7 protein-coding genes are annotated in these 13443 nt (G+C 46.4%); all 7 read left to right on the top strand.

The window, feature by feature from the left end; all coding sequences use genetic code 11:
• Positions 1–6: 6 nt before the first annotated feature.
• The 7 genes from ACTQ16_RS06520 (at position 7) to xyl3A (ending at position 13130) form a co-directional block, all read left to right on the top strand.
• The gene (locus tag ACTQ16_RS06520) at positions 7–1800 is read left to right on the top strand and encodes a RagB/SusD family nutrient uptake outer membrane protein (protein ID WP_441936700.1); all 1794 of its coding nucleotides are present in this window, start codon (positions 7–9) and stop codon (positions 1798–1800) included.
• 112 nt (positions 1801–1912) lie between these two features.
• Complete coding sequence (locus ACTQ16_RS06515; protein ID WP_441936698.1) at positions 1913–4432, top strand: glycosyl hydrolase family 8; 2520 nt, start codon at positions 1913–1915, stop codon at positions 4430–4432.
• Positions 4433–4444: 12 nt separating this feature from the next.
• Complete coding sequence (locus ACTQ16_RS06510; protein WP_441936696.1) at positions 4445–5149, top strand: acetylxylan esterase; 705 nt, start codon at positions 4445–4447, stop codon at positions 5147–5149.
• A gap of 20 nt (positions 5150–5169) precedes the next feature.
• Positions 5170–6660, top strand: a complete 1491-nt coding sequence (locus tag ACTQ16_RS06505; RefSeq protein WP_441936694.1) for a family 43 glycosylhydrolase — start codon at positions 5170–5172, stop codon at positions 6658–6660.
• Between the two features lie 419 nt (positions 6661–7079).
• Positions 7080–7691, top strand: a complete 612-nt coding sequence (locus ACTQ16_RS06500) for an HU family DNA-binding protein (protein ID WP_441936692.1) — start codon at positions 7080–7082, stop codon at positions 7689–7691.
• 182 nt (positions 7692–7873) lie between these two features.
• On the top strand, positions 7874–10420 hold the full coding sequence (locus ACTQ16_RS06495) for a TIM-barrel domain-containing protein (RefSeq protein ID WP_441936690.1): 2547 nt from the start codon (positions 7874–7876) through the stop codon (positions 10418–10420).
• A 103-nt stretch (positions 10421–10523) separates the two neighbouring features.
• Positions 10524–13130, top strand: a complete 2607-nt coding sequence (xyl3A, locus tag ACTQ16_RS06490) for a xylan 1,4-beta-xylosidase (RefSeq protein WP_441936688.1) — start codon at positions 10524–10526, stop codon at positions 13128–13130.
• Positions 13131–13443 lie beyond the last annotated feature (313 nt).

Raw genomic sequence — 13443 nt, 5'->3', positions numbered from 1 at the left:
AAAACAATGAAGAAAATATTATTTTCAACAATATTGGCTCTTGCTGCCACAGGAACAATGACGCTCATTACGTCTTGTGAGGATCAGCTTGACATTGAGCAGAAGGGTGTAATACCTACCGAGAACTTCTATAAGACCGATGCTGATGCAGAGGCAGCCCTCGTTGCTGCATACGAAGGTTTTATGTGTAATGTGATGGGACGTAACCACGATGGTGGTGGTCCAGGTATTTATACTCCATTGAAACTGATAGTCAATGAGTGTGGAGACGATGTGTTGGCAGCAGGTGCCAACTCTGGTGATAATACGTTTGGTATCATGCTCAATCAGTTCTATTATGATGCTGAGGCTGAGGTGCCAAAGTTTATGTACACAGGTCTCTATCTCTCTGTATATACCTGTAACCTTGTACTCGATCACTTTGCCGATGCTACTACTGCTGTGCAGAAACGTTGTGCCGCAGAGGCTCGTGTGCTTCGTGCTTATGATTATTTCCTGTTGGCTAATCTTTGGGGTACTCCACCATTGGTAACTCATGTTCTGGATGCTTCTGCACAGCCTTTTAATTGTGATAAGGATCCTGAGAATCCTATGACTCACCAACAGTTGATAGAGTGGATTGCGCAGGAATGTGAGAATGCTGCCAACGATTTGGATGAGCGTAAAAGTAAGGATGACAAGGATGGAGCAGTGAAGGTAACCAAGGGCTTTGCATATGCTCTTGCCGGAAAGGCTTATTTGTTTGCCGGTCAGTATGACAAGGCTAAAACTGCCCTTAAAAAGGTTATAGACTCGGGCAAGTATGCTCTTGTTCCTGGTGAGCAATATGCCGACAACTTCCATATCGAGGGTGATGCCAACGAGGAGAAGGTATTTGAAGTCAACTTCGAGTATAATACAGGTAAGACCAATTGGGGTGGTATGATTCAGCGTTCTAGCTGGATGGAGACCAACTATTGGGATTGGCGTGCTGATCACTTTGTTGCTTCTCCTAACAAGGTTTATTGTGGCGGCGTTGATGGCTGGGGTGGCCTTGGTGTGCCTCAGTGGTTTGGTGACGAGTTCTATGCCAATGATGGTGACTCTTATCGCTTGAAGGCTACTTTAAAGCATATTGATGATGCGGTTTATCATATGTCTTACGGCAAGGATGAAATCGATAATATGACTGACGAGCAGAAGAAAACCAGTGACAAGATTGGCATCAATGACCCTCTTCAGGGACTCTACGGCAACTCTACCTGGTTGGCATTCAAGCAGATAATGAGAGCTTCTGATACTGAAGGCATGAAATATGGTGATAACATTCGCTTGAATAATTATCTTGTAATGCGTTACGCTGAGGTTTTGCTCAATTATGCAGAGGCTTGTCTTCAGACAGGCGATCAGGCTGAAGCTAAGAAATATATCAATATGATTCAGAAACGTGCTGGTTCCAAGACAATCAGTGAAACTGTTGATATGGATGTGTTGAAGAAAGAAAAGTCATATGAACTTTGGCTTGAAGGCTGTCGTTGGTTCGATATCATGCGATGGAAGGATGCAAAGGCCATTGATCGTTTGACTAAGGCTGGTACAGTCGTGCCACATTTGTTTGATAAGGTTTTCAGAGCTCCAAAGGCAGACGACCAGAATGTAACTTGGGAGCATGGAACAGAAGCAAACAGCCGTTTCTATACGACCAACACTCCTGAGACTAATTTCAAGGTAGGTTTCAAGGAGGGCAAGCATGAGTTCTTCCCTTATCCACAGACCGTGAAGGATAAGAATCCTAACCTGGAGCAGAATCCTGGTTGGTAATCATGAAGTTGTTTTGTAAATATAACGTTTTTAGAACTATAGATTAGTTTGCCAATTAGGGGGTGTTTTGAAAAGAAGCACCCCCTTTTTTCTTCTTTAAAGGGATTTGCGTATGAAAACATGGATGTGTGCCTTGATGCTGGCGTTATCGACAGGAGCTTCGGCTCAGAACCCGATTATCAGCGGACAGTATTCTGCTGATCCTACGGCTCGCGTATTCAACGGGAAGGTATATCTTTATCCTTCTCATGACATTCCGAGTCCTATCGAGAAACTGAAGGAATGGTTCTGTATGGCAGATTATCACGTTTTCTCTTCTACCAATCTTACTGAGTGGCAGGATCATGGAGTCATCGTTTCGCAGGACAAAGTACCTTGGGTACAAGACGGAAGTTATACGATGTGGGCTCCTGATTGTGTAGAGAAAGACGGGAAATATTACTTCTATTTCCCTGCCGCTCCGAAAGGGGAGGAGAAGGGATTCGGAATAGGTGTGGCTGTTGCCGACCAGCCGGAAGGACCATTTATGCCGATGTGGAAACCCATAGAGGGAGTTCATGGTATAGACCCTTGTGTGTTGATAGATAAAGACGGACAGGCTTATATCTACTGGGCTGGAGCTGGTTTGCACATGGCTAAGCTGAAACCAAACATGACGGAACTTGCCTCGGAACCCAAACTGGTAGAGGGATTGCCTGAAGGATTCAAGGAAGGACCGTTTGCCTTCGAACGTAACGGCAAATATTATTTCACCTTCCCTTGGGTACGTGAAAAGAATGGCACCGAAACGCTGGCTTATGCCATGGCTGACCATCCGATGGGACCTTTCACATTCAAGGGCATCATCATGGATGAGTCGCCTACGAAGTGCTGGACCAATCATCATAGTATCGTGGAATATCAGGGACAGTGGTATCTCTTCTATCATCATAATGATTATTCCCCAAAGTTCGACAAGAACCGCTCGGTACGAATCGACTCTCTGAACTTCAATCCTGACGGAACGATACAGAAGGTGATACCTACGCTAAGAGGTGTGGGATTGACGAACGCTCGCTCGCGCATTCAGATAGACCGCTATTCTGCGCAGCAAGGCAAGGGTATTGGTATTGATTATCTGGATAAAAACAACTGTTTTGCCGGATGGAAGACTCTCTTCTCTAAATCGAATACTGCTCTTATATATAATAAGGTGGATTTCGGTAATGAGAAGGTGGAAGAAATCACTGTTCGTGCCAAGTCGCCAAAGGGCGGTGTGCTCGTAGTCAGAGCCGATGGCAAGAAGGGAAATATCATCGCTAAAGTGAAGATTCCGAAGTCGGCAGGCTGGAAGAATATCCGTACCCAGGTGCTTCATGCTCCTCTAGGCGTCCATGCTCTACACGTATCCTTGCAGAGTGGTGCCGATGTAGAGGTTGACTGGCTGGGCTTTGATGCGTTGCCTTGGGAAAAGGGTGCTTTCGAAACTCATCAGTATCGCAATCTCTTTGCCGAGATGGGCTATAAGCAGACTGATATTGACAGGAAGGTGAACGAAGTATTCAATGATGTATTCTATGGTAAGAATAAGGTTTATTTCGAAGTAGGCGATTCCATGGGATATGTCAGCGATATAAAGAACAATGATGTGAGAACCGAAGGCATGTCGTATGGAATGATGGCTGCCGTGCAGTTTGATAAGAAGGACATCTTCGACCGCCTCTGGCGATGGAGCAAGAGATACATGCAGCATCAGGAAGGACCTTATAAGGGCTATTTCGCATGGAGCTGCAAGACTGATGGAACGAGAAATGCGCAGGGAGCCGCATCTGATGGTGAACTCTATTTCGTAACTTCGCTCATCTTTGCATCCAACCGATGGGGCAATGATACGGGCATCAACTATCTGAAGGAAGCGCAGAATATTCTGGATTGCAGCATGCAGAAGGCGGGAATGGACCGCACAGCTCCGCTCATCAATCTTGAACATCAGCTCATCACCTTTACGCCCGATCATTGGGGCGGGAAGTTTACCGATCCTTCTTACCATCTCCCTGCCTTTTACGAGGTTTGGGCAAAATGGGCTAACGACGGACGTTCTCAGTTCTGGAAGGAATGTGCAGAGAAAAGCCGTGAGTTCTTGCATAAGTGCATCAATGAGAAGACGGGCTTGAACCCGGACTATTGCAACTATGATGGCAGTCTGATGAAGACGGGGCAGTTGCTGGGTGATGCATTCCGCTACGATTCATGGCGAGTGCCAATGAACATAGCGCTCGATTATTCCTGGGCTTGTAAGGATAAGGAGTGGCAGCAGAAATATGCCAATACGCTGCAGAACTTCCTGTATAGTCAGGGGATTGATTCTTTCCTGGACCAGTATAATGTAGATGGAACGATGGTAGAAGATATTCTGCCGGCAGGTACGGCTCCTAAGGCGCTCCGCCATTCTATCGGTTTTGTTGCCACTGCGGCTGCGGCTTCATTGGTCAGCAATCATGTGAAGGGCAGGGAATTCGTCAGTCATTTCTGGAATGCCAAGCATGAGCCAGATAAAGAAGGCTTCTTCGATGGCTACTACGACGGACTGTTGCGTCTCTTCGCTTTCATGCATCTGAGTGGCCGTTATCAGATTATCGAACCTCAAAAATAAAAAGAATAGTCTATGAACAACTTTTTCAATAAAATAGTAAGATTGTTTTGTTTATGTGTTTTCCTTTTTGGGCATTCCTCTGCGGATGCCCAAAATAAGGAATTACCTGTAGACATTAATCCTTATTTCGGACCTGTCGGCAAGCAGCCTGTCGTGCCCAATGCGGCTGGCTTTATACAGAGATGGTTGCTTCTGGAGCCAATCTCGATGCCAGTCAAAAGCAATGTCGTTTTTACTGATTCTTATCTGAAGGAGATATTCCATACGCAGTATTTCCCTAAACAGATGGAAACAGTTCCTAAGGATGGAGCCGTCGTGAAGGTGGGCAAGGAAAAACTGAAATGGCATGCGCTGGACAGTAAACTGTTTAATGTGAAACTCTTCCGTTTCGCTACTTCGTTCGAAAAACCCAAGTATGGTGTCTTGTTCTGGGCGGTTACCATTATCGATTGCCCTGAGGAGATGAAAGACGTCCGCTTGGCTGTTGGCTCGAATGGTGCTTCCATGTGGTGGCTCAATGGTGAGGAGGCGGTGATGCTGGAAGGCGACCGAAGGATGGTTCGCGATGATGTGGTTTCTAAGAAGCTTACCTTGAAGAAAGGTAGAAATATCCTTCGTGGTGCAGTCATCAATGGCCCTGGCATGAGCGACTTCTGTGTCCGATTCATCGACGGACAGGGCAAGCCTGTCAGAAACCTGTCTATTCACGTGAAGTAGTGCAATCAATAAAGAAAGTTATGAAACAGAACAATATATTTTTCAGATATTTTAGCCCGGTTGCTGTTCAGCAGAAACTTTATGCCGCTGCTTTGGTTGCCTTGTTGTCTTCTTCTGCTTACGAGGCAGAAGCCCAGGTTGGCGAACCTTTCATTCATGATCCTTCTACCATTGCCCAGTGTGATGGAAAGTATTATACCTTTGGAACGGGTGAAGGTGGAATCTGGTCGGAGGATGGCTGGACCTGGCAGGGTGGTGCTGTTCGTCCCGGAAGAGGAGCGGCTCCTGATGTGTTGAAGATTGGCGACCGTTATCTTGTAGCCTACAGTGCTACGGGTGGTGGATTGGGAGGCAGTCATCGTGGTGATGTCCTGACGATGTGGAACAAAACGCTCGATCCGAAATCGCCTGATTTCAAATATACTGAACCGGTGGTGGTAGCTTCTTCATTGGATGATGAAGATTGTGATGCCATTGATGCGGGCTTGTTGCTCGACCCTACTACCGGCAGACTCTGGCTCAGCTATGGTACCTATTTCGGATTTATCCGTCTGGTAGAACTTGATCCGAAGACAGGTAAGCGGATGGAAGGCAACGAACCCGTCAATATCGCCATCGACTGTGAAGCTACTGATTTGATTTACCGCAACGGCTGGTATTATCTTCTCGGCACTCATGGCACCTGTTGCGATGGTCCTAATTCTACCTACAATATCGTGGTGGGACGTTCGCGAAAGATAACCGGTCCATACGTGGATAATGTGGGCAGAGAGATGTTGCAGGGCGGTGGAAAGATGGTGATTGCTGCCAATAATCTGAAGACGGGTCCCGGTCACTTCGGGCGCTATATCGAGGAAGAAGGTGTGGATAAGATGTCGTTCCACTATGAGTCTGATTTCAGACAGGGAGGACGAAGCGTGTTGGCCATCCGTCCTTTGTTGTGGAAGAACGACTGGCCTGTGGCTGGTGATGAATTTCATGCCGGAACCTACGAGATAGAATCGGAACGAAGAGGCTATGCCCTGGAGATTGCCGTAGATTTCGTGAGAATGCAACGTGATATCGAACCTTTCTGGATAAAGCCAACCAAACCTTTGAAGAACATCGAACCTCAAACCTTGAAGGAGGTAGAAGCAGGATGGCCTAAGGGCGAGGTGAAGGTAAGAATGAACGATTACATGTTCCGTCCTCATCAGAAGTGGAGTATCATGCCTGCCGGAAAGGGTGGTTATCTGGGTGGCCCTTATTATAAGATCTGCATAGAAGGTACTACCCGTTATCTTACCGCAACCGCTCAGCATGATGTCATTGCCAAACCTGAGTTTACTGGTGAAGATGCCCAGCTTTGGCGCATCGAACAGCTCACCGATGGCACCTATCGCATTATGCCGAAGGCTATACCAGGCACAGAAGAGAAACTGGCATTGGTTTCATTAGGCGACTGTACCCCAGGCTTGGCTCCTTTTGATTTCAACAGCGACAATTCTAAATGGAATTTCAGACAACAATAAATTCATGATGATTTGATAAGTTACTGAACTTTCGCATATCAGGAAGTTAAAGGAGTTAAGGAAGTTAAGGAGTTAAGACGTATGTCTTTCAGTTTAAAAACTATGCTAAAAAAGACTATTGTCTTAACTCCTCAGCGACCGTAGGGAGCGATAACACCTTTAACTCCTGAACTTCAAAACTGGAATAAGTTATTTTAATGGTCTTAGAAACCTGTATTATTTACTTCTTAAATACAGTTCTGTGTGGTTGTCGGCAGCTGCCGGCAATCTTGCTGTCATATATCCGCAAGGTTGCTGCCATATGCCAGCAACCTTGCTGGCAATTGCCAACTATTAAATAAATCTAATTCTTATGATCAATAGATACAGCTTCTGTGATTATTTCATATATTTGCAGAAGATAATAAAACAAAGCAACTATGGACTTAAAGTATGATGTTTATACTATTACCAATGCTGAGGGTAGTGGTGAGGAACGTAAATACGTTCGATTGAAGCAGTATGAGGCGATGACGGCTCACGAACTGGAAGCTACCATCCAGCAAAGATGTTCACTCACCAAGGGTGATGTGGCTGCAGTGTTGTCTGAACTTCATGACATTGTCGTGTCTGAATTTTCTATGGGACGCAGGGTTTATATTCCCGAACTGGGATATTTCTCGCTTGCTGTAAACCTGGAAATGCCTGCGGATAAGCCAAATAAGAAGATTACGGGAAAGGAAGTACGTTTGCGGGGAATCAATTTCCGTCCGGAGGCTGGGCTGTTGAGGGAAATAGATAGAAATATCCATTTCGTCCGTTCCCAGTATTCCAGTCGTTCAACTATTTTTACAGAAGAGAAGCTTTGGGCAAAATTGCAGGAATATTTCCAGAAGAACCGTTATCTCACCATCAAACTCATGAGGATACTGTTTGGACTGTCTCGCCATATGGCACAAAAGTGGATAAATCACTTCATAGCCAAAGGCTTGTTGGTAAAGGATGGTACTCCCCGTTCACCGATTTATTTCTTGAATAATAAAACGGAATAGTTGAGAATATGAAGGGAAATAAACCATATGTCATCAAACGGTTATTTCTATGTGTTCAATACCCGACTGGGCCTTTCTGATAACTGTATTCTACAGATGATGCAGTCTTTTGCAGTCGAAATGCTATCTTAAGTATTTGGAACAGTACAAATCATAAACCCTCTAATAAAATCAACAAAAGTATGCTAAAGAATTTATCTCTCATTGCCCTTTTGGGCTTCGCTGTAGTTGGCGTTCCAAGTGAACTCAGCGCCAAGAGCGTAAAGGTGGCAGGCACCCAGAAAGGTACGGCTGCCAAGTCTGTCACCCGTCAGGTGGCTCAGCAGAATGTAACCATCGAATTCTATTCTCCATCCATCGTCCGCATCTTGAAATCTGATGCTGGACTTGGTGCTCCCGTTCAGAAGAAAAGCTATTCTGTCATCTTGAAACCTCAGCAGATGAAGGACGTTCAAATACAGGAAAACGGAGATATTGTAAAAATAAACTCTGGTTTTATTTCCGTCGAACTGAACCAGCAGACTGGCGAAATCCGCTTTCTTTCGAAGGATGGAAAGTTGCTGCTTACCGACACGAAGACCCGTCTGGAAACCCGCAAGGATGAAGCCAACAAGGGCAAGTACCGCATAGAGCAGGACTTCCGTCTTGCCGACGACGAGGCAATCTATGGTCTGGGACAGTTGCGTGATGTTTACATGAATCAGCGTGGTCGCCAGAATATTGAACTCTGGAATCATAACACTTACATCGCCATCCCTTATTTCACCAGCGAGAAGGGCTATGGTCTTTACTGGGACAATGCTGGAAAAACCTATTTCAATGATATCGTAGCATCCAAGAACAATAGCAACCAGCCATCATGCACTTCCTTTACCAGCGAAGTGGGAACCTGCGCCGACTACTATTTCATGTACAAGGATGGTACGCAGGATGGAGTCATCGCCAGCATCCGTGCACTGACCGGACAGGCTACGATGTTCCCGAAATGGGCGATGGGCTTCTGGCAATGCCGTGAACGCTATAAGACCAGTGATGAACTGGCTGGCGTATTGGATAAGTATCGCGAACTGAAGATTCCTACTGATGCCATCGTGCAGGACTGGCAGTATTGGGGATGCGACTCCAACTGGAATGCGATGAAGTTCCAGAACCTATATTATATAAATAAGGTGGGCGACCCAGCCTATGCCAAGTATCTTCCTACCGATATGAAGCAGATGAAGGCACAGGGAGAACCCCGCCTGAAGAGTCCGGAAGAGATGGTGAAGTATGTTCACAAGAATGATGCTCACCTGATGATTTCCATCTGGGCTAGTTTCGGTCCGTGGACAGAGCAGTATCGTGAACTGAAGAAGATGAATGCCCTCCTTCCTTTCGATACCTGGCCAAGAAACAGTGGCGTGATGCCATACGATGTCTTCAATCCGAAGGCTCGCAACCTCTACTGGAAGTATCTTACCCACCTCTACCAGATGGGCTTCGATGCCTGGTGGACCGATTCTACGGAGCCAGACCATTTTGAGAAGCCGGGTGACGAGAACTATCAGACCTACGATGGTTCATGGTTGGGAGTGAAGAACACCTTCCCATTGTTGCACAACAAGAGCATCTACGAGCACCAGAGAGCGATGAAGGGCAACACAAAGCGTTCGCTCCAGATGACCCGAAGCGGCAGTCTCGGTATTCAGCATTATGGCACCATCTGCTGGAGCGGTGATGTGGTGGCTTCCTGGAACGAGATGAAGAATCAGATTCCATCGGGCTTGAACTTCTCGCTCTGCGGTATCCCATTCTGGAACACCGACCTGGGTGGTTTCTTCTACTGGGAGTTTGAGCAGAATCCAAAGAACCCTGCCATTCAGGAACTGCAGACCCGCTGGATGCAGTGGGGAACCTTCATGCCATTGATGCGTAACCACTGTTCTTCACCGATGGTAAGCGAACTGTATGAATTCGGAAAGCAGGGCGACTGGGCTTATGATGCTATGATTAAGGCCATCAAGCTGCGCTATCGCCTTTTGCCTTATATCTACAGTACGGCTGGCGACTGTGTACAGAATAGCGGAAGCATGATGCGTGCCCTGGTAATGGATTATGCGGCAGACAAGAAGGCTTCCCGTCTGAACGATGAGTATCTCTTTGGCCGCAACATCCTGGTGAAACCGGTAACCGATCCTTTATACACCTGGAAGGATAAGGAGAAGAAGGGTCATACCATCTATCCTGATGTAAGGAAGGCAGCTGCGCCTGTGAATGTTTACTTGCCAAAGGGTAATAAATGGTATGATTTCTGGAGCAATGCCCAGTATGAGGGCGGTCAGGATATCCAGCGCCTTTGTCCTATCGACATCATGCCTGTATTCATCAAGGCAGGTACCATCCTGCCATTCGGTCCTGAAGTGCAGTATAGTTCAGAGAAGCCTTGGGATGAGCTGGAAATCCGTGTCTATCCTGGTGCAGACGGTTCGTTTACACTCTATGAGGACGAGGGTGACAACTACAACTATGAGAAGGGTAAATTCTCTGAAATCAAGTTTGTTTGGAATGAAGCAGACAGAACCCTGAACATCGCACCACGCAAGGGCAGCTATAAGGGAATGCTCCAGCATCGCAGATTCCACATCGTGATGGTGGGCGCTGATAGCGGCGCAGGCGACCAGCCTATGCAGGCAAGCAAGAGTGTGGAATATGACGGAAAGGCTGTAAAGGTACAGATGAAATTTACATAATTGAAAGTATTTGATACTTGTGATAAAATAGTATTCTGCTTTTTTGTTTACCTTTGCAGTGCAAATAACAATTTAATATACTAATAGCTTAATAGTAATTACAATGAACAAGAAAGTTATATATGCAGCTTTGATGTTTGTGGTAACTATGTCCTCCGGCAATGCCTCAGCGCAGCAGTTGCCTTATCAGAATCCAGCCCTCTCGGCTCATGAAAGAGCGGTAGATTTATGTGGTCGTCTCACTTTGGAAGAGAAAGCTTCTCTGATGCTGGATGATTCGCCGGCTATCCCGCGATTGGGAATCAAGAGATTCCAGTGGTGGAGCGAGGCGCTGCATGGTGTGGCGAACATGGGAGATGTAACCGTCTTTCCGGAACCTATCGGAATGGCAGCTTCGTTTAACGACAGAATGGTGTATAGAGTATTTGATGCAACTTCTGATGAGATGCGTGCCAAATGGAATGAACTGCAGCAGAAGGGAGGAGATGTAACCCGTTTCCATGCCCTCTCGGTCTGGACTCCAAACGTGAATATCTTCCGTGATCCTCGCTGGGGACGTGGACAGGAAACCTATGGTGAGGATCCTTATCTTACCAGTAGGATGGGATGTGCCGTGGTGCGCGGATTGCAGGGACCTGAAGATACGAAATACCGCAAACTCTGGGCTTGTGCCAAGCACTATGCGGTTCATAGCGGACCGGAATGGGCTCGCCATACAGACAATATTACCGATGTCACGCCGCGTGACCTTTGGGAAACTTATATGCCTGCCTTCAAATCGCTGGTGCAGGATGCCAAGGTGCGCGAGGTGATGTGTGCCTATCAGCGTTGGGATGATGAACCATGCTGCGGCAACACCCGTCTTTTGCAGCAGATTCTCAGGGATGAATGGGGATTCAAGTACCTGGTAGTTTCCGACTGTGGCGCTGTTACTGATTTCTGGGAGAATCATAAGGTTTCGAGCAATGCCAGAAATGCAGCAGCTAAGGGCGTGCTGGCTGGCACGGATGTGGAGTGTGGATATAATTATGTATATAAGTCGGTGCCTGAGGCAGTGAAGTATGGTGCCTTGACAGAAGAAGAAGTTGACAAGCATGTGATACGTCTGCTCGAAGGTCGTTTCGATTTGGGCGAGATGGATGACAACAAGATCGTATCATGGTCGAAGATTCCAGTATCTGTGCTTTGCAGCAAGGCGCATCGCCAGCTCTCGCTCGATATGGCTCTGCAGACCATGACGCTGCTCCAAAACAAGAATGAGGTTTTGCCTCTCAATAAAAAAGTAAAGAAGATTGCTTTCATCGGACCGAATGTGGATAACGAACCGATGATGTGGGGAAACTATAATGGTACTCCACGACAGACAATTACCATCCTGGATGGTATCAGGAGTCGTTTGAAGAAAAACCAGGTTGTCACCTTTAATGGATGCGACTTGGTGAACGACCAAGTTTTGAATTCTTACTTCGACCAGTGTAGCATGGATGGCAAGATGGGCTTTAAGGGCACTTTCTGGAACAATCGCAAGATGGAAGGCAAGCCTGTTGTCATCACCCAGGAAAAGAATCCTGTGCAGGTAACGACCTATGGTCAGCACTCCTTCGCTCCTAATGTGAAGCTGGTGGGCTTTTCTGCAAAATATGAAACCGTGTTCCGTCCTAAGCAGACAGACAAGGTGTTGCTCGACGTGGCTGGTTGCGGTCACTACGAGGTTTATCTGAATGGTGAGAAGAAGGCAGAGCATTCTATCTGGCGCACTACCGAGAGTCGTATCGAGTTCCAAGCCGAGAAGGGCAAGGAGTATAAGATAGAGATCCGCTATCACGAAATGCCAACCTATAATGCGGACATGAAGTTCAATATCGGTCATGAGAATCCTATCGACTATCAGGCTTCGCTCAAGCAGTTGAAGGATTGCGAGACTGTAGTCTTCGTAGGTGGCATCTCTCCACAGTTGGAAGGTGAGGAAATGCCTATCGAGATTTCTGGCTTCAAGGGTGGTGACCGCACCAACATCGAATTGCCTAAGGTTCAGCGCAATTTCCTGAAGGCTTTGAAGGAGGCTGGCAAAAAGGTTGTCTTTGTCAACTGTTCGGGTTCTGCCATTGCCTTGACTCCAGAGACAGAGAGTTGCGATGCCATCCTCCAGGCCTGGTATCCTGGTCAGGAAGGTGGTGAGGCTGTGGCTCGTGTACTCTTCGGAGAGTATAATCCTGCTGGCAAGTTGCCTATTACGTTCTATAAGAATTCAGAGCAGTTGCCTGATTTCAAGGACTACAGTATGAAGGGCAGAACCTATCGTTATATGAACGATGCGCTCTTCCCATTCGGATATGGTTTAAGCTACACTTCTTTCCGTATAGGTGATGCTACACTTTCCAACTCTATCTTAAAGAAGGGTGAAAAGATTACGCTGAAGGTACCTGTAAGCAATGTAGGAAAGAAGGATGGAACCGAGATTGTGCAGGTGTATGTGAAGGATCCTGCTGATACCGAAGGACCATTGAAGAGCTTGAAGGCTTTCGAGAGAGTGGAAGTGAAGGCAGGAAAGACTGCTGAGGCTGTCATCACCCTGGACAGCAGAAACTTCGAACTCTTCGATGCTGCCACCAATACCGTCCGTGCCAAGGCAGGTAACTATGAGGTATATTATGGCAATAGCTCGGCAGATAAGGACTTGAAGAAGATAATGGTAAATTATGAATATTAGTTAAAATACAGACTTGGAAGGCAGACTTGAAAGTATTGTAAATTGAAAGAACTTTAAGTATCATGTTGTTTCTTTGTGCCTTGGCCATTTCAGTCAAGGCACAAAGCAGTACATCATTTTGATGGAAATATCGAAACAAATGGATATCTCAATAGTTCGTTAATAATTCAATAATGTGCTAAGCAGCTATACGCTGTAAGCCCGAGAGATCTTTGAAAATCTTGCTAATTAAAGTTCGGTTCGGGGTGTACCCACTTGCTTTAAAAATTCGTTTCACCAGATAAATGTTGGTCATCAGTGACTTGAATGAAGA

Origin of the sequence: Prevotella sp. LCP21S3_D2 (assembly GCF_052118345.1) — a bacterium.
In the GTDB taxonomy this organism is placed as follows: Bacteria; Bacteroidota; Bacteroidia; order Bacteroidales; family Bacteroidaceae; genus Prevotella.
Note: the sequence above shows the minus strand (reverse complement) of the source record. Positions and strands in the feature narration are given on the sequence as shown.